At 55.9% G+C, this 25,565-nt stretch carries 16 protein-coding genes; 1 reads left to right on the top strand and 15 read right to left on the bottom strand.

Going from position 1 to position 25,565, the window contains the following annotated elements; translation table 11 throughout:
* The first annotated feature begins 1 nt into the window (after position 1).
* A complete protein-coding gene (locus tag PMI21_RS26410; protein WP_007933585.1) occupies positions 2-808 on the top strand; it encodes a YfaP family protein in 807 nt (268 codons plus the stop codon).
* A 399-nt stretch (positions 809-1,207) separates the two neighbouring features.
* Here PMI21_RS26410 and PMI21_RS26415 read toward each other — a convergent pair whose 3' ends face one another.
* The 15 genes from PMI21_RS26415 to exaC form a co-directional block, all read right to left on the bottom strand.
* Positions 1,208-2,968, bottom strand: coding sequence for an ATP-binding protein (locus tag PMI21_RS26415; protein ID WP_007933584.1), 1,761 nt, complete (start codon positions 2,966-2,968; stop codon positions 1,208-1,210).
* Positions 2,965-4,011 (bottom strand): SIR2 family protein, encoded by a 1,047-nt coding sequence (locus tag PMI21_RS26420; RefSeq protein ID WP_007933583.1) that lies wholly within the window; start codon positions 4,009-4,011, stop codon positions 2,965-2,967. Before PMI21_RS26420 ends, PMI21_RS26415 begins: the two co-directional genes overlap by 4 nt.
* Positions 4,012-4,322: 311 nt before the next feature.
* On the bottom strand, positions 4,323-7,601 hold the full coding sequence (locus PMI21_RS26425; RefSeq protein ID WP_007933582.1) for a DEAD/DEAH box helicase family protein: 3,279 nt from the start codon (positions 7,599-7,601) through the stop codon (positions 4,323-4,325).
* 1 nt (position 7,602) lies between these two features.
* A complete protein-coding gene (locus PMI21_RS26430) occupies positions 7,603-10,998 on the bottom strand; it encodes a DNA methyltransferase (protein WP_007933581.1) in 3,396 nt (1,131 codons plus the stop codon).
* 20 nt (positions 10,999-11,018) lie between these two features.
* A complete protein-coding gene (gene fic / locus PMI21_RS26435; RefSeq protein WP_007933580.1) occupies positions 11,019-12,140 on the bottom strand; it encodes a protein adenylyltransferase Fic in 1,122 nt (373 codons plus the stop codon).
* A gap of 194 nt (positions 12,141-12,334) precedes the next feature.
* Positions 12,335-15,235 carry an SNF2-related protein gene (locus PMI21_RS26440; protein WP_007933579.1) on the bottom strand — a complete coding sequence of 967 codons (2,901 nt, stop codon included), beginning with the start codon at positions 15,233-15,235 and terminating at the stop codon, positions 12,335-12,337.
* 626 nt (positions 15,236-15,861) lie between these two features.
* Positions 15,862-16,608 carry a S24 family peptidase gene (locus tag PMI21_RS26445; protein WP_007933578.1) on the bottom strand — a complete coding sequence of 249 codons (747 nt, stop codon included), beginning with the start codon at positions 16,606-16,608 and terminating at the stop codon, positions 15,862-15,864.
* Between the two features lie 227 nt (positions 16,609-16,835).
* Positions 16,836-17,363: an inorganic diphosphatase gene (gene ppa, locus PMI21_RS26450; RefSeq protein WP_007933577.1), complete on the bottom strand. Its 528-nt coding sequence runs from the start codon at positions 17,361-17,363 to the stop codon at positions 16,836-16,838.
* 113 nt (positions 17,364-17,476) lie between these two features.
* Positions 17,477-18,289, bottom strand: coding sequence for a zinc-dependent peptidase (locus tag PMI21_RS26455; protein WP_007933576.1), 813 nt, complete (start codon positions 18,287-18,289; stop codon positions 17,477-17,479).
* Positions 18,290-18,295: 6 nt separating this feature from the next.
* Complete coding sequence (locus PMI21_RS26460; RefSeq protein ID WP_007933575.1) at positions 18,296-18,952, bottom strand: DedA family protein; 657 nt, start codon at positions 18,950-18,952, stop codon at positions 18,296-18,298.
* A 267-nt stretch (positions 18,953-19,219) separates the two neighbouring features.
* Positions 19,220-19,681, bottom strand: coding sequence for a GNAT family N-acetyltransferase (locus PMI21_RS26465; protein ID WP_007933573.1), 462 nt, complete (start codon positions 19,679-19,681; stop codon positions 19,220-19,222).
* Between the two features lie 113 nt (positions 19,682-19,794).
* A complete protein-coding gene (gene eutC / locus PMI21_RS26470; RefSeq protein ID WP_162130323.1) occupies positions 19,795-20,619 on the bottom strand; it encodes an ethanolamine ammonia-lyase subunit EutC in 825 nt (274 codons plus the stop codon).
* Positions 20,620-20,627: 8 nt separating this feature from the next.
* Positions 20,628-22,022: an ethanolamine ammonia-lyase subunit EutB gene (locus PMI21_RS26475; protein WP_007933570.1), complete on the bottom strand. Its 1,395-nt coding sequence runs from the start codon at positions 22,020-22,022 to the stop codon at positions 20,628-20,630.
* A 114-nt stretch (positions 22,023-22,136) separates the two neighbouring features.
* The gene (gene eat / locus PMI21_RS26480) at positions 22,137-23,507 is read right to left on the bottom strand and encodes an ethanolamine permease (RefSeq protein WP_007933568.1); all 1,371 of its coding nucleotides are present in this window, start codon (positions 23,505-23,507) and stop codon (positions 22,137-22,139) included.
* A 230-nt stretch (positions 23,508-23,737) separates the two neighbouring features.
* On the bottom strand, positions 23,738-25,258 hold the full coding sequence (exaC, locus tag PMI21_RS26485) for an acetaldehyde dehydrogenase ExaC (protein ID WP_007933565.1): 1,521 nt from the start codon (positions 25,256-25,258) through the stop codon (positions 23,738-23,740).
* Positions 25,259-25,565: the final 307 nt, after the last annotated feature.

Genomic DNA, 25,565 nt, shown 5'->3' with positions numbered 1-25,565 from the left:
CATGAAACTCCGTTATCCACAGGTCTTGCTGTTCCTTTGCGCTTTTTGCGTACTGCCAGCGACATTTGCCGCCGTCAAACTTGATACGCCCATTGGCGGCTGGCGTACCGGCGCTCCTGAAGGCGAAGGCGAAAGCTTTCGTCAGACGGTCAATTACCCGGCTTCGTCGGTTAACACCCCGGTGGGCCAGGCCAACACGGCGCGCATTACCGGCCAGATCCAATCCACCCCCAAGAGCAATGAACCCGGCAAGCTGATCGTCAACGGCGTCAGCATGCCACTGAAGATCGACCCCGCCGGTCGCTTCGACCGCCCGTTCTCATTCCCCAAAGGCAGCAACAGCGTTGAAGTCCGCAGCCCCGATGGCCAACAACGCCACCGCACCCAGTTCCTCAATGCCAACGGCGGCGCCACCCCAGCCAAGTTGCGTGTGCTGCTGGCCTGGGACAGCGACGGCACGGATCTGGACTTGCACCTCGTCACCCCCGATGGCGCACACATCTGGTACGGCGATCGTGTCGCGCCCAATGGTGCGGCGCTGGATGTGGACGTGACCACCGGCTACGGCCCGGAAATCTTCGCCATGCCAGCGCCGATCAAGGGGCAATACCTGGTGTATGTGAACTACTACGGTGGCGGGTATCGCAGTGATGACGAAGGGCAGGAGGATGCGGTTCAGCCGCTGACCACCGCGCAAGTGACGGTGATTACGGAGGAGGGGACGCCTGATGAGAAGATGGAAACGTTCCTGGTGCCGATGCGGGCGGTGGGGGAGTTGACGTTGGTTAAGGGGTTTAGTTATCCGTGAGGGGAAATAGTCTCGGCACTGCTGAGACCTTTATCTCATCCGTAGCAGCTGCCGAGCCTGCGAGGCTGCGTTCGAGCCGGGGTCGCGCTCAACCGAAGTCCTCGTATATCCGCTATACACGGTCTTCCTGAAAGAACCGGTTGCCTGATTTTACGACTGCTTCGCAGCCGGACGCAGGCTTCGCCTGCTGCTACAAGGAGTGCGGTGCTGTAGCTCGTTGTTGATGAGGGGGCTGAGGTTGGTGCAAGGGGAAGGGGGATTATTCCGGGCATTAAAAAGCCGGCTTGTGGGCGGCGTTATTGGTTGGTTAAGGCCTTATTTTACTAGGGTTGATGGGGGTAGCGGTTTCTGTCCCCCCATTTATCCCCCCACTCTTGCTCTGCGAGATGCACTGCTACGTTAACCATCCACGTTTTTAGTCTGACTTCTCAGCGATTCAACGGCCTTTGCCAACGCTTCCATATCAGGCGCTTGAGAACCCCAGTCTTTCCAGAAGTCACGGGTTGCGCTGTCAGGTGTGATGCTGGGGAGGTCCAATTTGATGCGTGATGGTAGGAGTACTGCATCCCCTAGCATTAAAGCTTCGCCTGTATCTAGTAACGGAAGGACGCTAGTCAAGCCTGCTAACGAGTCTGGCATTAGGCGCTTGATAACGCTTTGGTCTACGTCGTTGGTAAGTCGCAGCGCTAAGAAATTGTTGCATTGGCTCAAAATCGTTCTACTGACGTCTGAAGGGCGCTGACTGACAACAAGGAGTGAGAAGCCATACTTTCGCCCTTCCTTCGCTATCCGCTCGAAGGCTCCAAGCGCTTGTCGTTGAACCGCATCCGCATCGTCTCGGACAGGCAAGTACAAGTGCGCTTCGTCGCAAAGTAACGTAACGGGTGTGCGTTTTTCAGCAGTCATCCAAAACTGCACGTCGTAGAGCAGTCGAGCAAGTGTCCCTGTCACTACAGGCAAGACATCTGATGGGACTTCCGAAAAATCGATAATTTTAATGCCCTTGCCACTGTTCGACCCCAACAACCGGGTAATCTGTGCTGCCAGCCACCCGTAAGTATTTGCTACTGCTGGGGGAGAGAACATAAAGCCATAGCGACGGTCTTCGAGCTTGGCTTCCATTCGCGATATAAAACGTGTCAGCTTGTCTTCCCACTCACCCTTGACTGGGCCGGTCTTGCCCACACCTTTTGCCGTGTTGTCTGTATTCAGGACGGCAAGAAGATCTGCGATTGCGTAGGGGATCGGCGAGTCAACGGTGAATGTCTTTGCGACATCGTTCTTACCTTCCAACTCAAGCGTTTTCTGCTTCAGTGCTCGGACGTGAGAGGTAAACCTAGATGCCTGGTTTGGAGCGTTTTGATCGCTACGGTCGAGAATCATCGACAGCATTTCGTCGCGATTGAGTAACCAATACGGCAGAAATAGTGCGTCGTCTTTTGGGGCGGCCAAGTCACCAGGTCCGGCGATGCGAATGCGCGTCGCATAGCCCCCCTTGGCTGCGTCGGCCAACGGGGCGTACTCCCCGTGCATATCAAATACAATTATATTCGGGTATTTGAGCTGTGCTGCCCGCTCCAAAATCAGGGCGACTGCGTAACTCTTACCGGAACCAGTGCTCCCCAAAATTGCCGCATGCCGTTGAAAGAACTTGTCGCCACTAGCAATGGCTTCAGCAGTTCGGTCAGCGACAAAGACCCCTAATTTCAATCTCTCGTTTTCGGGGTAGTCTGCTCCGAGAATTCCCATGAACCGCTGAAGATTTGCGCCCTCAATGACATAACACTCGCGGTCAATTTGCGGGAAACTGTCAGCGCCCCGCTTGAACGTATTTTTCTTAGCACCGTCGACCGTCCTGAAGGTACCAATCAGTGCCCCCCGAACTGTATCCGTCGGTACGGCCATAAGGGGTAGCTCTTCACCTTCAACTGGCAGCTCATCAGGGAGATCATCGCTTAAGGTACGTGTAACCCGCTCGGTAATGGCAATCAAAAACTCTCTTTCGGTGCTGCCTTTGATGGCAATGAGGTTACCGATGCCGATCCGTGTTAACAGAACTGAGTTCGAAACATCTACAGCTACTCGGCTTGTATCCACAGAGGAGACGCGACCGAGCACGTCAGGCTCAGCAAATTGCAGTGCTGCAGGCGTATCAGTCATGGCTCAAGAACCTCCGTTACGAATGAATCTACGTCCCAAATTCCGATGTCTGGAAAAAAGAACTCCTTTTGTTCAGCAATGACGGCGGTACCTGCAACCCCGCCTACGATTGAATGCTCAATGGCGATCACGTTGGCGTGCATGAGCGCCATTTGTCGTGCCACGGCGGAAAGGGAACGGGTAAGCATGAGAGTGGGCTTACCACTTTTAATGCCTGGGGTCAGGTGTGTTTCTAGGTGATCGTCATTGAAGCCGTAACCAAGAATCAAGTAGCGGCCGGCCCGGTCAATAGCTTCATTTGCACGAGCACGGTGCAGATCGAACGGGCTTTCATACCCATTTCTGAATTTGTTCTGTCCTGGCGTGATAATCAACCGAACAGCATCTGGCAAATCTCCCCCATAGCAGACAGGGCGCCCAGCTCGCAAATACCAATCCAGGCTTCCATGCGGTTTGCAAATGAGAGCCCGTGGCCGATATTGCAATGACACTGCCGCTCGTCGAGGCTTGACAGTGGCCGCGCGGCAAAAGCTCATTTGGCTCTCGCGCTCATTAAGCTGTCCCGCAAATCGCCCGATAAACATCGTGTCGGCACCAATGTCGGCCTCCTCAGCTGCGATCTCAACTAGGCGGTCATAGTTTGTCGTTACTATAGTCATGCCCGCCGCTGGTTTGACCAAGTGCATAAGCAATCGCGTCAGTCGGAGCTTCCGCTTGCCGGTGAACACTTCAGACACGACGGTACGTTCCCGCTCTGAAATGAGCCGGCCAGTTGCCGCAGAAATTGACGCTTCAAGCTGAGGCGTAGGTGGTGCGGCTAGTAACGCAGCTTCCAAACCTTTGGTCGAGATAAGTTGCGATGCCGCTGACCACGAAGCAGCGTCTGCATCACTGAGTCCATGCCCTACATTGGCCAAGAGGTAATCCGCCAACTCTCCCATACCTGGCAAGCCTTCAGCACAAGAAACGCCTGACCCCACAATCGTGACAAGCCCATCACCGAGATGAGCTTGTAATCGAGACTTTAAAATATGTAGGTCCATTTCCCGTGTCCTTGGAGTCGCTATGTCGCTCGCTAAGCTTTGTCTGTCTGAGTGGCAAGCGAGGTAGAGCATGCAATCGCTATGGTCTAATGCGATATCGTTCAACAGCACCGAGCCTGAACGTATACCTTTTTCAGCCCTTGAGTGTCGAGCAGGAGCAGCCATTGAGCCACCATCGCGGAGCCAAGGTGGTGCGACGTCATTTTTTTCCTCCGAGCATTGCTCGCGATGACCATTTCATTCTGGTGTTAGAGCTTTTTGATCATTGAAGTGAAGGGCGGGGGCTTCACTTCAATGACTGCAATAAAGTCTTAAGGCAGCACCAACGCCATTACTTTGCTGATGTAGTCCGGCTCTCCAATGAAGAAGACATGCAGAGCGTTCAAATCAGGTACCGGCAGACCTTGTTGGCTCCACAGGTATTCGATCCGCATGCGGTTTGTGCTCGGCGACAGGATGATCGACTCCAGCTTCACGCCTGGGTCACTCAAGCGCGCTTCCAGATCCTTAATGTTCTGCGAGAGCTGAATTTTGTCGCTGCCGGGACCTTCGTGTTCTAGTCCATGAGGATCGATGAAACAGATGCGTTGGCTGCCATCCGCCTTCAGGCTCCAAAGTATGAAGTCAGGATAAAAATTACCGGCCTCAAAGAAGCCAACGCCCTGCTTGACCAGGTTGCGCAGCAGGAAAATACGTTCGCCACGTTCGGCAAGGCTTGCTTCGTGGGCTTCCAGCCAGAGGCGCAAATCGTCGACGAATTGGAACTCGGACTTATTGAGGGCGACAGGTTGGATCTTCACTTTCTCACTGGATAGCAGTGGCTCGTAGAGGTGAGCGGCAAGCTTCAAGCCCTGTACGTACCCATGATCACGCCAGCCAACTTGAGCGAGCTCTTCCTTCAGCGCCTTAATGTCGTCGATTAGGTATTGCTCGGTGGCCTCGACGATCAGGTGGTAGTTAATGTCGTCAGCCGGCAGGTTATCGTTATCGCGGGTCAGCAGAACCAGCTCCATGCGGGGATCGAGGTATTTTCGCTTTTGGTGATTGAAGCAGCGCTCAAGCGCGCCGCTGAGCAGCTCGAAAGCTATCGACTGCCAGTGGCGCAGGTTTGCCATCGAGGGCGCCCACCAATGTGCCGGCACTTGGATGCGATACCAATCAGGGGTCTCCAGCAGCAGCCGTAATGTTTCAGCTTTTACGATGACGTTGTCTAAGTGTCGTTGGCGGCGGAAACGCTCCAGATCGAACCACAGCTTGTCCCAGTCGAGCATCGACAGGCGCAGGACATCGAAATGACGTGGTGGGTTATCGATTGCCTCGGGGGCCAGGCCCATGACCTCTTTGGCCTGGATCATCTGCAGGCGTGGGAAGCGATCAACAACCAATGGCATTCCTCCCTTGGTCAAGCCAGGAGGGAGAGCACCGATAGTGAGATCCACGATGGGGCCATGTTTACGGAAGTCATACTGCTCCTGGGTGTCCTTGCGGAACTTGGAACGGAGGACCTTCAGCTTCTGGCCAAAGTCGTGGGTGACGTTGAGGGTGATTTCCTCAACATGAGGTGCATCGTTCGGCGGTAGGCCTTCGCTTTCTAGGAAGTCGCGGAAGGTTGCCATGAAGTCGGCTTGCACACCGAATACGTTCAGCGTTTCCAGGAAGCGAATATCCTTTGGTGGATTCACCGGTTGATAGCGGCTGGTACGCATCAGGCTCATTTCTTTGCCTTTTAGGCGCACTCCACGTCCGAACAGCTGAATGATCTGTGCGCCTTCGCTCTGGCCCATGCGCATAAGGCCGAGGCTGGACACCCGCCAGCAGTCCCAGCCTTCGATGAACTTCTTCGAGCCGACCAGCATGTGAATGGGAGAGGTTGGTTTATGTACATCGCCAAATACGGGCTCGCCAAATTCGCTAGGTCGCACCTCGGCCAGTGACTGCTTGTTTTCCAGTTCTTCCTGAACGTGTTTGGCCAGCGCAGCGGCATCGCCGACATTGATCACGCCAAAGGGTTGGTCGGCTTCGCCAACCTTCAACAGCAACTCTCCGCTGTCGCCTTTCACGCGCTCGATCACCAAGTGACCGCCGCCCGGGGCATGGAATAGGCGCTGACAGATGTCGGAATAGAACTGTGCTGCGGTTTGCTTCAAGCCTTTCAGGTAGGGGAACGACTGCACGAAAATATCGTGCCCTTGGGCATCGAGCAGACCCGTCTGCTGGCTATTGCCATTGAGCACGGTATGGATGAGCGAGGTGAAGGCTTCACGGTGCGCAAGAAAGCGCGCAAGGAAGTCGAGGATCTGCGCCACATCGGATGGCGATACGCTTTCCTCATCAACCTTGCGTCCAGTAACGCTGGCGCCGACAAAGACCCACAACGGCTTTTCCAGGTTGTAGCCGGTGTAGCGATTGCCCGCCTCAGTAAACATGCGCAGCTGCTGATAAAACCCCAGCAGGGCTGCGGCTAGGTAGGTGTCCTTGTGGGCCAGCTCATCCTTAGGCAGGTTGAAGATGCGGTAGTCCTTCCCATAACCGTCCGCATAGAAGTAGCGGTAGCTGTAATCGAACAGTACTGCTTTGGCGTAGCTCTCGGCCAGCACACGGTCGTTGGCTGCCTTGACTGCCTGCTTGAAGGTGGCGGAGTACTCGAAGGTGAAGCCCTTGGCCGCCAGCTTGTCACGCTTACTTTTCCAGTCGCTGCCGCTCATGCCACGGTGACCTTCGTCCACCAGCAATAAGTTGGCATCGCCAAAGCTGTCGACGGCCATCTGCTTGACCTTCTGCTCGTCTGCGAGTTTGGTGATTTCGGTCAGCAGCGGCACATCAAGGGCATTTTGCCCGCGTGAAATTAGGTCGCTTTCTTGGCGCAGCGGCTCCGGGTAGAAGCCGTTTTCGCGGAGCTCACGCTCGTGCTGCTCGGACAGGCGTTCGTTCGGTGAGAGCACAATGACTCGGCTGAAAGCGTCAGCCTGCCCGGTCGCCCGCGCATGCTGGGCAAACTGCAGCAAATTCACATGCATGAGCAACGTTTTGCCGCTACCCGTGGCGTTTTGCAGGCAGAGCTTGTTGAGGTCTTCAACAGCGTATGCGCCGATGCCCGTTTCGCGCCCTTGGCCTTGGTGATGAAGGTTGAAACGCTCGATAAACTCATTTAGTACGGCGCAGAGACCCTGGCGGTCGTTGAAATAACGGTCGAGGTAGATTTCAACAAACAATAGAGTCAGCCACTGGAAGTACTTCCAGGCAATTTCTCCTTTGTACTTACGACGGGCATTGATGACCCGCGTATGCGCAACCAGATTGGCGTCAAAACGCTCCAGTTCAACGGGGGTCAATGTCGCATTGGCAGGCAGGTGCGAGATTAGCTTCGCCAGAAAGCGGTGCTTGCCGTCCGGTCCTATGCCTGGCTCGACGCTACGCAGAGATTTGGCAATTATCTCCAGTGGCCGCACAGTGCGGCCTTCATCCTTGTGAGTCACCAGCGGGTCGATACCAAACAGGCTGATGAGGTACTGATTAAGTACCAATGCATCCTGAAAGTGACTCGCTACCAGTGGTGGCTGAGCTTTGTTTTTACGTGGGGCGCGGGCCATCTCAAGCGTCCTCCCACATGCGCTGGGCGAAGGTCTCTTCGATCAGGCGCACGCGTGTGGCGGCATCGCCATCGCTGGGCAGAGCATGATTACCATTCACGTAGATATAGTCGTATTCACTTTCACGCGGGTTGATGCTGCGTTTGTTCAGCCATGCTTCCAGGGCAGCTTGATCGCGACCAGAGTCTCCGGTCAGCTTGCGCCAAATTACCAGGACACGCTCACGCGACAAATCGTCTCCCGGTGCGCGGAAAATGTGGCCTTCCACAGCACGGAACCAGAACTCGCCATCGTTACGTTCCTTGATGGCGCTTGAAAGCCAGCGCGTATCTTGGTCTTTGGGTAGCTCCGGATCAGTTTCACGCACCAGTTCGATGGCATAGCGGCGTGGTTGATCGAGGTGGGCGACATGCAGACCAATGAGCCAGTTGAAGGTCTCCACCAAGTCGATGTTTTTTTCCACTTGGGCATCGCTACCAGGTTGCTTGACCTTGAGTTTGTAGGACGTCGGGTCAGTAAATTCACGAACATTAAGCAGGCTCGGGCTGCCGGCGGTTTCGAACTCCAACCAATACTTGAGAAGATACTCACGTGTCATCTCGACGGAGTCGACCGAGTTGGTGTTTAGATGTGGAGAGTCTGGCAGTTGCAGATTGTTTAACGTGTCTTCGAAAGATTCTAGACGCAGATATTTAAAGCAATGGCTAATTCCGTCTCGGGAAATGGGTTTTTCATTTCTCCAAGTGTCTGAGTACGCAGATTTTTTAATTCTTGGTAGCAGTACGGATGAGAAGTGCTCACCCATCTCGAAAAGAACATATTTGTCATTGGTTTGGTTTTTTCTGTTTGTACTTATAACTGCGTGACCTGTGCTTCCTGAGCCTGCAAAATAATCCAGAACATAATTTCCTTCTGCATTTTGGGCCATCTCGATAAGTCGAGATATCAGTTTTATAGGTTTTTTTCCTAATGGGAAGTCAACTGCGCCTTCGTGTTTCAAGTTGTTGGTGTCGATGTCGATCCATATTGTGGATGCAGGCTCGGCTATAGCTTGAGCTCCATCAACAATTCTTACGGATTTTGAAAGGAAATAAAACTGTCTTCCTCCGAGTAGATACATATTTTCGCTAGTGTCACGCTCAACTTTTACTACTTCATTTTTATTGTTTTTCGAGTACTCAATATGATCGCGAAGCCAAGGTGCTGGCTTTTGTAAAGTTTTAGTTTCGAACACTCGACTCGCATTTTTTATAGCGAACTGTTCGCATGCGTTTTCAACAATTGCAGATGCAGCATCCCCCCATTTCTGGCGTGCTAGCTTCATTCCAGCTGCAGAGTTTTCACATTCAAATCCTAGATCTTGAAGAACTTGAACCTTAATAGGCTTGAATTCCCAGCGAGAACAATCTTGCTCCGGGTTCACAATAAATCTTGAAAAGTGAGCGAGATCCACAGGTTTTTTTACATAGCTGGTTGTGTAGCTGTAATTGCTTCTGTCTTTTGCCGCAAAAATTAATCTGTCAGATATGTCTACTGGGCCTAGGTTTACGGTGCGAAAGCTGGAGGCGGTAGAGCACTTTGTAGTCACAGTTGTTATGTAACTTTCATCTCCAAGAGAGCTTTCGAGTAGTCCCCTGTAGCGCCAGTCTTCAATGTCGTTAAGGTTGCAGACAATGCCGGCTGAGTTTGAAAGTAGCTCCTTTGCAAGGCTCAGTCTATCTGCTTGCATGGAGCACCAGCTGGAGTGCCTGTAGTTATCCTTGTAAACAAAATCATCTCCGCCGGTGTTGTATGGCGGATCTATGTAGATCAGTTTAACCTGATTGCTAAGTTTTTCTTTTGTAATTGATAACGCTTGAAAATTGTCGGATTGGATGATTATTCCGTTGCAGGTTTTGTCAAGTTCACTCTGGGTTGCCAGTATCTCTGATTTTGTTTCGTCATCAAAAAAACAGGTGTCGATTGTGAGGAATTTATTGAATTTCAAAAACTCAATAGAGAGAGGTATGCTGTACCCAGGCTGGGCCATGTCGCCCTTAATTTCATCAATCGCAAATAATTTAACCCACTCTTTCCGCTGCTGCTCATTGGTTGCAATTTCTGGATAGAATCTTTCCGGTATGCGATCCAGGGTGATGCAGTACTGCGTCTCGACAACGAATTTTTTCTTGAGCCAGAGTTTTTTCTGGAAATCTTCGAGCTGGGCGAGAAAGTCGATAATGCGCCGTGCAATCTTGCGCAGGACGCGCAATTTTTTTAGATATTCATCCACGCGCGGAGCATCGGCCGCCTCAATATCGTCAAGGCGGATGATCTCGTTTTTGATATAAAAATCCAGTTCGCGGCGCAAGAAACTACCGAGATTTTTGTGGATGAAGTAGTCCATGGTGTTGCGTGCTGTGAACTGGCTCAGATACTTGGCTAGTATTGTGCGTGTTGGCTGCTTATCGGTGGGGGCTGGCGCAAATAGCGGCTGTTCAAAGTCCCGAAGCTCTGGAAATTTGAAAACTAGGTTGGCGAGCTGCTCGCCTACCACCTGTTCGGCTTCTGTCAGACGTTTCTGCTGCCAGGTGCCAGCTTGACCGGACTTAGTGCTGTCAGGGCTGTAGTCGAACTGCACAACGAGTTCCGGTAGCCCTTTATCGTTGATTTCCAGCTTCAGCGGTTCCGCTGTGTGGATGACGAAGAAGCGCTCCTGGCCTTCTTTCACGTTGTTGTGCTCACCTTCTGCTACTGCTGCCAGACGGAAATGCACCTTCAGTGGGGTTGTGATCGCTGGCTGGAATTCGAAGCCACTTTGGCGGCCCTGTTCCTTGGCCTGTGCTGCTGTGAGGTCGAAAGTGAAATTACTGAGTGCCTCGCTCGACTTGATGTAGTACTGGTCTTTGTTGGCCCAGTGCAACATGACCTCACGGCCATCGTAGGGCACAGCATAGGGAGCGGCACGGCTGTCGTTTTCGGAGACAAAGTAGCGCTTCGACATGAAGTCGCCCTTGTCGTAATAGCGGCTGAAGAAGCGGTACAGGTGTTCGTATACCTGGGCATCGTCAGCCAGTACGCCGCCACCATCGCGTGCGTGCTGCTGGGCAAGCTCGTATTCCTTACCGACCTTGGTGCCGCGATATTCAGGCTTCAGTTCACCCGTGGGTAAGAAAGCATCTTCCCCGAGCGTCTCGGCGACTTTTACGCGTGCTGCTTCTAACGCGTCATGAGCGTTACTTTGCGATTGGCCGGCGAAGTGGGCATCGATCTCGCTGCCCAGTTCGGTATCGATAAAGGCTTTGATCTGCGCGCTTCGGGCGTGAAGGATGCGGTACAGACCGAAGTCGAGTTCAGACTGATTGAGCTGGAAGAGATCACCCAGAAGGGCGATAAATTGGTCTTTTTGCTTGCTCATATGTGCTTCTCAAAAATGGGTCAGGCGTAGGGCTTGAATTCGTTGTTGTCGCGAATTAGTAACTGCATCAGCTTGGGATGGATAAAGAGTTTTTCCTTGCCGACCTGCACCTCTTGCAGAACGCCAATGGCGACCAGCTCTTTGAGGTAGCGAGAGGCGGCTTGACGCTGAGCAATCTGCTTGTCGACGACGTTGCTGATGCGGCAGTAGGGCTGCTCGAAAATTACGTCCACCAGCTCGCTGGAATAGGTTTTCGGCAGATGCTCGCGAACAAACTGGGTGGTGTGCTCGGACAGGCCGCGGATGGCGGCAATTTTGGTGCCGGTCCATCGGGCGGTTTCTTCCACGGCGCTGAGCATGTACAGCAGCCAGGGCTCCCAGGCTTGATTGCGGGTAACATCGAGCAGCAGACGGTAGTAATCGGCTCTATGCGCAAGGAAGTAACGGCTAAGGTAGAGAATCGGTAGATTCAGCAGACCTTCCTGGATCAGGTACAGGGTGTTGAGCACTCGGCCGGTTCGGCCATTGCCGTCGGTGAACGGGTGAATGGCTTCGAATTGATAATGGCCAACGGCCATGCGCACCAGTGGGTCCAGGTCAGTCTCGTTTTGCAGGAAACGCTCCCAGTTGGCGAGCATGTCACGCAAGCGATCTTCTCCCTCCGGTGGGGTGTAGATGATCTCGCCAGTGCGGTCATTGGCCAACTGGATACCTGGCACCCGGCGTATATCCATGTTCACGCCCTTGAGCGTGCGACAAATCTCGACTGCTGTGCCAGTGGAGAGTGGGCGCTCGGCTAGCGACCGGTAGCCATGATCCAGAGCCTTGCGGTAGCGCAGGGCTTCGTTAGTCGCAGGGTCTGCATGGTTGTCGCCATCCTGGGCATGCTGGAAGAGCAAGTCCGTGGTTGTGACGATACTTTCGAGCTCCGAGCTGTCCTTGGCTTCCAGCAATGGGATGGTGTTGATCAGCATCGTTTGGTTAGGGATCAACTCGGCCGCCTGTTTCAATTCGGCCAAGGCTGTGCGCGCTTCAATACAGAGTTTGAGCACTGCGCGGGTTTCAAGCTCGGCTGCTGGTGGCAAGGGTGGAATCTGGTTATAGGGCTTGTCGGCTTGCCAGGGTAAGAGGGGCGCAGTCATGGATGGGAGCCTGATCCTTGGAGTATCCATCTAAAGGCAAGGGCGCTCATCAGAGCGCCCTTTTCGTTGCGTCAGTGTAAACATGAGTGCTTTACGTGTCGCTATTTTTTGATTTTTGCGACATGTTTTGTTCTTGTGTCGCTGATGACGACATGTTTGCGAAGCGTGTTCTTAATTTGGCTTTTCGCGACGCATCAGGCTACTACCCAGCGAATGGTAAAGAGCGCGTGAGTACGGCTGGAACGATGTAGGCGTTTCTCAAGTGCCTCGATGAGTGCGTCACGGCGTGCTTCGATCTCGTCCTCCACGGAGAAGATTTCTTGGCGCTGGCGGCGCTGTTCGCCCTCCACCTTACGAATGTCGTCCTGAAGACGCCGTGCCTCGTCCATACTCTGGGCTGTACGGGCTTGCCGCTTTAGGCTTTTCAGCTTGAGCTTAGTGTCTTGTAGTGCCTGCTCGGCAGCAAGGATGCGGTCTTCGGCCCAGGCATCGAGTTTTTCACGCTCCTGTTGGAAAAATTTGTCGTTTTGCTCCAGCGCCTGGCTCAATGCTGCGTCGAGCTGGCGACGGGCGTTGCCATGCAGATCATCTGGGGGGGTGGTATGGGCTGGCTCGGTTGTGGCAGAAAGCTGGAAGAGCTTTTCGCAGGTTTCCTGGTCAAGCAACTCGCCGCTATCTGCCATTGCGGTGAATACCAGGTGTTCCTCATGCTGGAAGCTGTCGAGCTCCAGCAAGTTGAGTTGCAGCCACCCCTGCTGACCGACCAGTTGCTCGATGACACTGATACGCGGGTTACGACTTTCCAGCCATTGCGCATAATTGAAGCGCAGAGTAGCTGTGGGGGCAGGAGCATTACGTCCTTGATCTAATACGTATTCGCCCAATGGGTGTGTCAGACGGTAGATTCGAGTGTTTTCAATCTGAGCTTGTTTTGCCAGCTCGCCTTTGCGAATGAGCTGGTAGTGCCCGGTTGCGATCTGGGGGAGGGGCGGTAGGCTAAGGTCAAAGGTAAGTAACTTGCTGTCGAACCTTGCTTGTTCCGCCAGAATGTACTGAGTCAGCTGCCAAAAAAGACGTGTGATTCTATCTAGTTGGCTTTCAGCGCGTTCTTTGTGAGTTTTGAGCAGGTTGTGGATGTCTGCGTCGAAATTTTCCAACAGGAGCTTTTCGGTTTCCAGCATGCGTGCCTGGATATCCGCATCCAGTTCTGCGCGGAGGCTGGCGAAAGCGTCGTCGATCTCTTGGGGCGTGCGGCAGCGGTCGTAGATTTCGGCAATGCGTTTCTCGAAGTCGATGCCGACTTCGATCCTGCCGAGTACTTGGTCAGATGCACCGAAGACACCATCGAATAGGTGAAACTTGTCCTGCAGTAGCTCCAGTACGCGCTGGTCTGCGGCATTGCGTTGGTTTAGGAAATTGATCACAACCACGTCAAAGCGCTGCCCGTAACGATGGCAGCGACCGATGCGTTGCTCTACGCGCTGGGGGTTCCAAGGTAGGTCGTAGTTCACCACCAGGGAACAGAACTGTAGGTTCACACCTTCGGCGGCCGCCTCGGTGGCAATCAGGATTTCGGCACTATCTCGGAAGTGATCGATCAGTGCGGTGCGGCGGTCGATGGCGGGGGAACCTGTGACTCGGTCGCTACCATGGTAGCGAGCCAGCCAGCGCTGATAGATGCCGGTAGCGGCCTCACCCTGATTGCCGCCGCTGAAGGTGACAATCTTGCCGGCGTGACCATGAGCCTCGAGAAAGCGGGCCAGGTATTCCTGAGTGCGGCGGGACTCAGTAAAGATCACTGCCTTTCGCGGTGCGCCCATACCGGACATACGTGCGAAGCCTTGTTCCAACGCGTTCAGTAGGGCGAAGGATTTTTGGTCTTCACGAATGTTGTGAGCAATCTCGATATAAACGTCGAGCTCTGTGATTTCTTTACTCAGCAGATCGAAGTCGACTTTGCTGGCTAAGTCAGGGGCTTCGTAGTTGGCAGACTCTTCCGCTGCTTCGAGAAGGTCTTCCTCTAGGTCTTCTTCTTCTATCAGGTGCTCGAACCATTCCTCATCGATGCTCTGGCGATCCAGCAGTTTCTGCAGGCGAGCTTTGATGGCTTGCAGTGTCGCGACGACAGCCTCCGTGGACGAGGCCAGCAGCTTGCGCAGAATAAGGGCCACGAGATGCTTCTGGCGCTGCGGGAAACCATAGCTGAAGTCGCGGTGTAGATACGCGGAGATGAGGTCGTAAAGCCTCTGCTCGTCATCGCTTGGGGTAAATGGTGTGGTCAGCGCATGGCGTTGGGTATAGGGCACGTACTCAAGTACATCCCTACGCAGGGTGCGCTTGATAAAGTGTTGTAAACGGCGGCGTAAAGCTGCCAGGTCACCATCAGTGTTGTTGTACTGAGCACGAAAGCTGCGCTCATCGCCAAAAATGTCCTCGTCAATCAGCGAGCTGAGACCATACAACTCCATGAGTGAGTTCTGCAGCGGTGTGGCAGTTAGTAAAAGCTTGCGTCGCCCGGCGAGTGAGCGCTTGAGTGATTGCCCCGTTTCGTTGCTTTTTCGGTGGGCGTTACGCAGCTTGTGGGCTTCATCGATGACGACTAAATCCCATGGAATATTGCCTAGCTGCTCCTCCATACGCGCAGCGAAGTGGAGTGACATGATGCTGATAACGTCGCGGTCCAACGGATCGTAGATGCCGTCTTGGCGAAGCTGTTTCCAGGTGCGGGCATCCAGCACTTGGGCGGGCAAATTGAATTTGTCGGAAAGCTCCTGCGCCCATTGCTTGCGCAGTGCCGCAGGGCAGATAACCAAAAGGCGGCGACGGCGTTCGGCCCAGAGCTGCCCTAAGACCAACGCGGCTTCAATCGTTTTACCCAGACCGACTTCATCAGCCAGCATCACACCTTTGCTCAGTGGGTTTTGCAGGGCAAAAAGGGCGGCATCAATCTGATGAGGGTTGAGGTCGACACTGGCATCAAAAAGCGACTGGGAAAGTCGATCTTCCTCGCTGGCAGCTCGGCGACGTGTTAACTCCCAAGCGAAATACTTGGCGTGGTGGGGGGTGAGCGAACCTTTTGATTCAATGGTCGGCATTGATTGCTCTCGATGGTCTCTATCAACCTGTTCTGCTTCAAAGTGGTATGCAGAGTTTTATTGAAACGACTATAGCCAGTTGCTTGGGAGTTACAGGAGATGTTTTTTTCGCTACCCGTTCTAGGTGTGTAGTGGTCAAATGGCGTTGAACACCATTGGACAGGGACGAGCCTGAAACTCCCGTGATAGCTAAACTATCGGCAGGACTCTCGGTTGGGATAGGATTATTTCGGACAATTAAAAAGCCGGCTTGTGGCCGGCTTCTCGGGGACTGGCTTGGTTTATTTTTGGTAAACCGCGCCAGCCTTCAAAACGTACACCCGGATCTTGCGTCCGGCTGTGGGACTTGGCGAGAAAGTGATCTGCCTTGTCGGTGCGATCTGAGCCTTGGAAAGGGTCGATGCGCAAATGTGGGGCGCAGCATACTGATTTTTTTGAAGAATTCCCAGCTTGGCGTGCGGGGTAGAGCGATTGCGCTGAGGCGTAGCAGCTGCCGAAGGCTGCGTTCGGCTGCGAAGCGGCCGTAAAACCATTCACCGCGGAGTTTCAGTAATACCGTGAATAATGGGTTTACGACTGCTGCGCAGCCGGACGCAGCCTTCGGCAGCTGCTACAGGGCTTCGTATTTACAAGAACGGTACGGACGGTCTGCGTTTGTTGAGCGTGGACCACCAGAACACCCACCCCAATACCCTGATGTTCTGCTTGTCGATCTGCTCGGCACTGAAGATTTCATCCGGATACTCAGCACGGTTGTGGCTGCGCAACCGCAGCGCATTCCCCGGCATCCGGTGCAGGTATTTGATCCGCAACATCCCGTCATGCTCGATCGCATAGATCTCGCCATCGATAATCTGCGTAAGCCCGCGATCAATGGCGAGGGTAGAACCGTCTTCAATCTTTTCGGCCATGCTGTTACCGATCATGTGGGTGCAGATGGCATTGGCATGTTTGATTTCCAGGGAGTCGAGGTGGCTGTGTGGCAGGCGGATGGATTGGCCGGGGTCCTCGACGACGTGGGTTTTGTTGGAGCCTGGGGCGGTGGCGGTCTCTTTGAAGAAGGGCAGTTCGACGTCGATGGGCTCGATCACCGTGTAGATGCCCCGGATGGCCTGGGCGTCGAAGGTGTTGCCGGACTCGTCGAGCACACGCAGGCGCGAGGACTCTTTCGGGCCTTCGCCGGTTTTCAGCCAGTCACTGTTTACAGACAGAAGTCGGGAGACTTCTTCCATGCGATAAGCGGGCACACCACGGGTGTACCAGTTGTGGATATTTTGCGCTTCCGTGTCGAAGAAAGCGGCAAATCCTGTCGTTGTGATGTTGGCTGCTTCGAGGAGCGCTCTAAACCGTGGGCCGCTAGTGTTCTTTTTCATAAACACGAGTCTACGGGCGCAGGATGGGGGTTTGAATAAACGACCCGTTCAAATTTCGAGGGAAATTTAAGACTGGATGTAAGACGCTTTTCGTAAAAAATAAACAGGCAAACACCCAGGCCGAGATGCTGAAAACTCATTGTTAAAGGCGTTCCAGGCGGGCACAAAAAACCCCGGATCAACCGGGGTTTTCCTTGAGGCGTGGGCTAGAAGCTAGCCGTTGCTTCTCAGCCTTTGTAGGCGGCAACCGATTTGGTGATCGCAGCGCGGGCGGCGTCTGCGCCGTCCCAGCCTTCGATTTTTACCCATTTGCCTTTTTCGAGGTCTTTGTAGTTCGCGAAGAAGTGCTCGATCTGCTGGATCAGCAGGGCTGGCAGGTCAGTGTATTCCTTCACGTCCACGTACAGCTGGGACAGTTTGTCGTGTGGGACTGCGATGACTTTGGCATCGCCGCCGCCGTCGTCGGTCATGTTCAGGATGCCGACTGGACGCGCGCGGATCACCGAGCCTGGAGCAACCGGGTAAGGGGTCACGACCAGCACGTCGAGGGGATCACCGTCGTCAGCCAGGGTGTTCGGGATGTAACCGTAGTTGGCCGGGTAGAACATTGGGGTGGCCATGAAACGGTCAACGAACAGGCAGTCGCTGTCTTTGTCGATTTCGTATTTGATCGGCGCGTGGTTGGCCGGGATCTCGATCGCGACGTAGATGTCGTTCGGCAGGTCTTTGCCAGCCGGAATCTTGCTGTAGCTCATTGGGCGATGCCCCCGTTAGTTGACCAAAAATACTTGGCCGGATTGACCAAAAAGTGGCGGCGATTATAGGCATATTCTGCCAACGACGCCATGTACCAGAGGTCGTAGAGACCTTAGTCGTGAGCCCGATAGACCGGATCATCGGCCTGAAGTTGCGTAAGCCTTGCCAAAGGATCCTGCCGGTAAAACAGTCTCAACTGCTCATACACCTGTGGATAAGCCTCGTGCAGCAGATCCGGGGCGCTGAAGAAGTATTCGCTGGTGACCGCGAAGAACTCGGCGGGGTTTTCCGCCGCGTACGGGTCGATGGCGGTTTCAGCGTCCGGATTGCGCTCCAGTTGCCGGTCGAGGTCGTCATAGGCTTCCTGCATGACCTTGGCCCAGTCACTGACGCGCATGTCGGCGTGCAGCGGTGGCAGGCCATTGGCGCTGCCGTTGAGCATGTCGAGTTTGTGCGCGAGTTCGTGGATCACCAGGTTGTAGCCTTCCCAGCCGCCGCTGGCCATCACGCCGGGCCAGGCGAGGATGATCGGGCCTTGCTGCCAGGCTTCGCCGCTGTGTTCACCATCCCATTCGTGTTCGACGCCGCTGGCATCGCGATGGCGCTGGGGGCTGAGGAAATCGTCGGGGTAGAGGATGACTTCGTGAAAGCCCTGATACCAGTTCAGATCGCCCAAATGCATGAGCGGCAGTTGGGCCTGGGCGGCGAGCAACAGGCGCTGCTCCTGGTGGAGTTCGACGCCGGGCAGGGCGCTCAGGTGTTTGTCTTGCAGGAACAGCACGCTGGCTTCGCGCAGCCACCGGTCTTCGGCCGTACTGATGCCATCGAGGAAACTCAGGTGATGGCGCACCCGTTGCCACATGTCGTCGGCAATCGGATGCCTGGCCAGGGTGCGCCGGCGTCGCCAGGCGCTAAGGGACCACATCGTCAGTCAGCGGGGTTCGGCTTTGGATGCGGCATTAGCGAGACGGCTGCGGACTACGCCAATGATCATCGGTAGCAGCGACACCAGGATGATGCCCACCACCAGCAGCGACAGGTTTTTCTTGATGAACGGTACGTTGCCGAAGAAGTAACCGAGGGTTACCAGGCCACCCACCCAGAGGATGGTGCCGAAAACGCTGAAGGCAAAGAATCGCGGGTAAGGCATTTTGCCGACACCGGCGACGAACGGGGCAAAGGTACGGATGATTGGCATGAAGCGCGCCAGGGTCACGGTTTTGCCGCCGTGCTTGTCATAGAAATCGTGGGTTTGTTGCAGGTAGTCGCGGCGGAAGATTTTCGAGTTCGGGTTGCTGAACAGCCGTTCGCCGACGGTGCGGCCGATCACGTAGTTGGTGCTGTCGCCGAGGATCGCCGCCAGCATCAGCAAGCCCCCCAGCAGTACCGGATCCATGCCGCCACCGGCCGCCACGGCGCCCGCGATGAACAACAGGGAATCGCCCGGCAGGAATGGCATCACCACCAGACCGGTTTCGCAGAAGATCACCATAAACAGGATGGCGTAGATCCATGCTCCGTAGTTGTTCACCAGCATCTCGAGGTAAACATCGAGATGCAGAATAACGTCGATCGGGTTGAAATCCATGGAAAGCACCTGTGGTGATGGCCCGACTCAGCAGGCCTGTGCGGATAGCTTCGCGTAAGACTACAGCGGGGTGTGATTTTTCTTACGAGCCGTGAGGTGTGGGCATTATACGGGGTGAAAAGTGAAAAACGCGTCGAGTTTGTAGCGAGGCATGTCAATGTGTTGCGGAGTTTGTCGGAAAAGATCGCAGCCTTCGGCAGCGCCTATAGGTTCGAGGTCGCCCCGGTCAATGTAGAGCTGTCGAAGGCTGCGATCTTTTTGGGGGCCTTAAAGTCCGTCACTGATCGGCAACACGTAGTTCTTGAACTCGGTGTCTTCCCTGAACCCGATGGATTCGTAGGTTTTCTGCGCGACTTCGTTGTTGCTGCTGGTGGAAACGCGCATGCGCACGGCATTGGTTTCCTTGGCCATTTTCTTCGCGGTGCGGATCAGGTTGTCGGCCACCAACTGACGGCGGGCGTCTTCGGCGACGTAGATGTCGTTGAGGATCCACACACGTTTGAGCGAAAGAGACGAAAAGCTCGGGTACAACTGACAGAAACCCAACAGTTTGTTGTTGTCGTCATCGGCCAGGGCCAGGTAGATCACCGACTCTTTGCGCCGCAGGCGCTTTTCGAGGAACGCCCGGGACGAGTCCGGATACGGAAGGGAACCGTAAAACTCGCGATATTTGACGAACAACGGGGTCAGCAGGTCCAGGTGTTCGAGGGTCGCTTGAATAATCCGCATGGTAGGTCTCGTCTTCAAGTGGCTGTCTTACATGGTGACGGCGATAGGAAACCCTTGGCGGCCGTGCATCGATCCTGCCTTAAACCAGAATAGAAACGCAATGCGGAAACGGTTCAGGCATCCGACGGACTGAGTAGGAAATTACCTTTCAAGTCTGCTCTTGTGTCCGACTCCAGCGTCTGAACCTGGGCTTCGTCCTTCAGACTGACCCCTGATAACTGCCGCCGACAGGCTTCGCGCATCAAATACAGCAAACGGTGTGCCGCCATGCCGTAACTCAAGCCTTCGAGCCGGACATTCGAGATGCAGTTGCGGTAGGCATCCGTCAGTCCGACCTTGGGATTATAGGTGAAATACAGCCCCAGGCTGTCTGGCGAGCTTAATCCAGGGCGTTCGCCGATCAGTATGACCACCATTTTCGCACCGAGCAGCTCGCCGATCTCGTCGGCCACCGCCACCCGGCCTTGCTCCACCAGAATCACCGGCGACAGGGACCAGCCTTCGATAGCTGTCTGTTCTTCCATGCGTGCCAGAAACGGCAAGGTATGGCGATGAACGGCCAGTGCCGAGAGACCATCGGCCACCACCACGGCCAAATCCACCCCGCCAGGATGGGCTCGTGCGTAATCACGCAGTGTCTGCGCCGACTCGTCACTCAACTTGCGCCCCAAATCGGGGCGCTGCAAATAACTGTTCCGGTCCGTGGCGGCGCTGTGCAGCAGCAAACTCTCACGTCCACGCGCGGTCAGTTGCGAGCTGAGCTCCGTGTGGTCGAAGGGCAGGTGCACTGCGTCCCGGGCCTGGGCATGGGCGTACTGGAAATCCAGCTGCGCGCTGGTCGGCATACTGGTGCCGGTGCGACCCAGTGCAATTCGCGCAGGGGTCAGGCGACGCAGTTCCAGCCATGGGTTCTGCGGGTCGACGGGTGGTTTATCCATATCAACACTCATCCCAGTTGCGCCAATGCCTGGCGGAACGCCGGCGGCAGGCTGTTGCCGAAGTGAATTTTGCCGTCTGCCTGGGTGAAGATGCCCATGTTCGCCAGCCACTGTTCAAACTCCGGCGCCGGTTTCAGGCCCAGGGTTTGCCGGGCGTAGAGGGCGTCGTGGAACGAGGTGGTCTGGTAGTTGAGCATGATGTCGTCGGAGCCGGGGATGCCCATGATGAAGTTGATCCCGGCCACGCCCAACAAGGTCAGCAGAGTGTCCATGTCGTCCTGGTCGGCTTCGGCATGGTTGGTGTAACAGATATCGCAGCCCATGGGCACGCCCAGAAGCTTGCCGCAAAAGTGGTCTTCGAGGCCGGCACGGATGATCTGCTTGCCGTTGTAGAGGTATTCCGGACCGATGAAGCCGACGACGGTGTTCACCAGAAACGGTTTGAAATGCCGCGCCACGGCGTAGGCGCGGGTTTCGCAGGTTTGTTGATCGATGCCATGGTGGGCATTGGCCGACAAGGCACTGCCCTGGCCGGTCTCGAAATACATCAGGTTTTGGCCCAGTGTGCCGCGATTCAGGCTCAAACCCGCGTCATAGCCTTCCTGTAAAACGTTGAGGTTGATACCGAAACTGGCGTTGGCCGCTTCGGTGCCGGCAATCGACTGGAACACCAGGTCCAGCGGAACCCCGCGATTCACCGCCTCGATGGAGGTGGTGACGTGGGTCAGCACGCAGGCCTGTGTCGGAATCTCGTAGCGCTGGATGATCGCGTCGAGCATTTCCAGAATGGCGCAGATTGAAGCGATGCTGTCGGTGGCCGGGTTGATGCCGATCATCGCGTCACCGTTGCCGTACAGCAGGCCGTCGAGAATGCTGGCGGCGATGCCGGCCGGTTCGTCGGTGGGGTGATTGGGCTGCAGGCGCGTCGAGAGCCGGCCGCGCAGGCCCAGGGTGCCGCGGAACTTGGTAACCACGCGGATTTTCTGCGCCACCAGCACCAGGTCCTGCACGCGCATGATCTTCGACACGGCGGCGACCATTTCCGGGGTCAGGCCAGGGGCGAGGGCGCGCAGGCTCTGTTCGTCGGCGGCTTCGCTGAGCAGCCAGTCGCGGAAACCGCCGACGGTGAGGTGGCTGACCACCTTGAAGGCTTGTTTGTCGTGAGTGTCGATGATCAGTCGGGTGACTTCATCGGCCTCGTAAGGAATCAGCACTTCCTCCAGGAAGTGGGTCAGCGGGGTGTTGGCCAGGGCCATCTGCGCGGCGACCCGCTCGCCATCGTTGAGGGCGGCAACGCCGGCCAGAAAGTCCCCGGAGCGTGCCGGGCTGGCTTTGGCCATGACGTCCTTGAGGCTGTTGAAGCGGTAGGTCTGGGCGCCGACGGTATGGGCAAATACGGCCATGGGGCGGTGTCCTCCTGATTCAATAAATATCTCAAATGCACCGCCGAACCCCTGTGGGGCGGCGGTGCACTTCAATATGGCAGGCGCCGGGAATTAGCCCGGCGCCGGTGCAACTCAGACGCCTTCGAGCATCGCATCCGCCGGTGCATCGGCGCGCTGTTTGGCGGTCAGTTGGAAGTACAGGTAGCCGGCCACCATGAAACCGAGGAACACGCAGCCGATCAGCGTGTTGAACCAGGCCATCGCCACCAGGCACACCACCGCCAGAAACAGCGCGATCCCCGGCACGATCGGGTAGCCCGGCGCACGGAAGGTGCGCTCCAGGTTTGGCTCGGTTTTACGCAGTTTGAACAGGCTCAGCATACTGATGATGTACATCACGATGGCGCCGAATACCGACATGGTGATCATTGCAGCCGTCAGCGTCATGCCTTGCAGGTTGACCAGGCCGTCGCTGTAGATCGCCGCAATGCCGATCACGCCGCCCGCCAGGATCGCCCGGTGCGGGGTCTGGAAGCGCGACAGTTTGGCCAGGGAGGCGGGCAGGTAACCGGCGCGAGCCAGGGCGAAGAACTGCCGTGAATAGCCCAGAATGATCCCGTGGAAACTCGCCACCAGGCCGAACAGGCCGATCCACACCAGCATGTGCATCCAGCTCGAATTGTTGCCGACCACGGCTTTCATTGCTTGAGGCAGCGGATCGTTGATGTTCGACAGTTGACGCCAGTCGCCGACACCGCCCGCCATGACCATTACGCCGATGGCGAGGAACACCAGGGTCAGAATGCCGCTGACGTAAGCCTTGGGAATTGTGCGTTTCGGGTCCTTGGCTTCTTCGGCGGCCATGGCTGCGCCTTCAATGGCGAGGAAAAACCAGATCGCGAACGGGATGGCCGCAAAGATGCCGGGAATCGAGGCCATGCTGAATTCGTTGGCGCCCGACCAGCCGTTGAGCACGAAGTTACTGAAGCTGAAGCCCGGTGCGACCACACCCATGAACACCAGCAATTCGGCGACGGCGAGCACGGTGACCACCAGTTCGAAGGTGGCCGCGATGCTGACGCCGAGGATGTTCAGGGTCATGAACACGAAATAGGCGCCAACGGCGGCAACCTTCGGGTCCAGCTCCGGGTATTGCACATTGAGGTAGGCGCCGATGGCCATGGCAATCGCCGGTGGCGCAAAGACGAATTCGATCAGGGTGGCGATGCCGGCGATCAGTCCGCCTCGCTCGCCGAAGGCCCGACGGCTGTAGGCAAACGGCCCGCCAGCGTGGGGAATGGCGGTGGTCAATTCGGTGAAACTGAAGATGAAGCAGGTGTACATCGTCGCCACCATCAATGCGGTGACGAGAAACCCCAGGGTGCCTGCGGTGCCCCAGCCGTAACTCCAGCCGAAATATTCGCCGGAAATCACCAGGCCGACGGCAATGCCCCATAGATGCAGGGTGCCGAGTGTGGGTTTGAGCTGTGTAGTAGAAGTCATAAGTCCTCTCTGTCTTTTTTATTGTTTGATCTGTTGGACTTTCGGGTATGGCGTTCAGGTGTAGAGCGGGCACGCAAAGCCCATGCCAGACCGGCAGGGCGCTGTGGGTGGTGTTAATGGAGGTGCCTTCGCTGGCAAGCCATGCTCCTACAGATCACTGATACCTGTAGGAGCGAGCGGTGCGGCGATCCGACTTGCCCGCGAAAGCCGTTACGCGGTGTTGCGTCGCGTTAAAAGAAACCCAACGGATTGATGTCGTAGCTCACCAGCAGGTTTTTGGTCTGCTGATAGTGATCGAGCATCATTTTGTGGGTTTCACGGCCGACGCCGGACTTTTTGTAACCGCCGAACGCGGCGTGTGCCGGGTACAGGTGGTAGCAGTTGGTCCACACGCGACCGGCCTTGATGGCGCGGCCCACGCGGTAGGCGCGGTTGATGTCGCGGGTCCAGAGGCCGGCCCCCAGGCCGAACTCGGTGTCGTTGGCGATGGCCAGAGCCTCGGCTTCGTCCTTGAAGGTGGTGATGCTCACCACCGGGCCGAAGATTTCTTCCTGGAACACGCGCATTTTGTTGGTGCCCTTGAGCAGGGTCGGCTGGATGTAATACCCGGTCGCCAGGCTGCCCTCGAGTTTTTCTACCTTGCCGCCGGTCAGCAGTTCGGCGCCTTCGCCCTTGGCGATCTCCAGGTACGAAAGGATTTTGTCGAATTGCTGCTCGGACGCCTGGGCGCCGACCATGGTGTCGGTGTCCAGCGGGTCGCCACGCTTGATCTGCAGGACTTTATTCATGACGACTTTCATGAACTCGTCATAGATCGACTCTTGCACCAGGGCGCGGGACGGGCAGGTGCAGACTTCGCCCTGGTTGAAGAACGCCAGCACCAGGCCTTCGGCGGCTTTTTCGATGAAGGTCGGTTCGGCTTGCATGATGTCGGCGAAGAAGATGTTCGGCGACTTGCCACCCAGCTCCACGGTGGACGGAATGATGTTTTCGGCGGCGCATTTCATGATGTGCGAACCGACCGGGGTCGAGCCGGTGAAGGCGATCTTGGCGATGCGTTTGCTGGTGGCCAGGGCTTCACCGGCTTCTTTGCCGAAGCCTTGCACCACGTTGAGCACGCCAGGTGGCAGCAGGTCGCCGATCAGTTCCATCAGCACGGTAATGCCCAGCGGGGTTTGCTCGGCCGGTTTGAGAACGATGCAGTTACCGGCGGCCAGCGCCGGGGCGAGTTTCCAGGCGGCCATCAGAATCGGGAAGTTCCACGGGATGATCTGCCCGACCACGCCCAGCGGTTCATGGATGTGATAGGCCACGGTATTGCCGTCGATCTCGGCAGCGCTGCCTTCCTGGGCGCGGATGCAACCGGCGAAGTAGCGGAAGTGGTCGGCGGCCAGCGGGATGTCGGCGTTGAGGGTTTCGCGCACGGCTTTGCCGTTGTCCCAGGATTCGGTGATCGCCAGCAGTTCCAGGTTCTGTTCGATGCGATCGGCGATTTTCAGCAGGACCAGCGAGCGAGCCTGGGCGGACGTGGCGCCCCAGGCATCGGCGGCGGCATGGGCAGCGTCCAGGGCTTTTTCGATGTCTTCGGCCGTGGAGCGCGGGAATTCGGCAATCGGTTGGCCGTTGATCGGCGAGGTATTGGTGAAGTACTGACCTTTGACAGGCGCGACGAACTCGCCGCCGATGTAGTTACCGTACTTGCTCTTGAACGAAACGATAGCGCCTTCAGTTCCGGGGTGAGCGTAACGCATGATGGGTTTCTCCTTGGCTTTTGTGCTTATAAGGGAGGACGCGCCAGAGCGCGGTAACAAGCGTAGAGCAAAGGTCGGGCCACTGCCTTGCAGGTCAGGTAAATCAAGGGCTTGTGTGTTTTTTGTCGGACGGCCGGTCGGTGCTTGTGACGCTTGCGGTACAACCCGTGTGACACTTTGTACCGCTTGTGGCACAGCCTGTGACCGATGGGTCTTGCCAGCATTGCATTGGAGGCCAGGCTGGAGGATGCTCGATCGTCATAGGGATTTATGGCTGCAGAGTTCCCCCCTGTAGGAGCTGCCGAAG

Source organism: Pseudomonas sp. GM18, assembly GCF_000282195.1.
Classification (GTDB): Bacteria; Pseudomonadota; Gammaproteobacteria; order Pseudomonadales; family Pseudomonadaceae; genus Aquipseudomonas.
The sequence above is the reverse complement of the archived record's forward strand: the minus strand, read 5'-3'. Positions and strand labels throughout refer to the sequence as shown.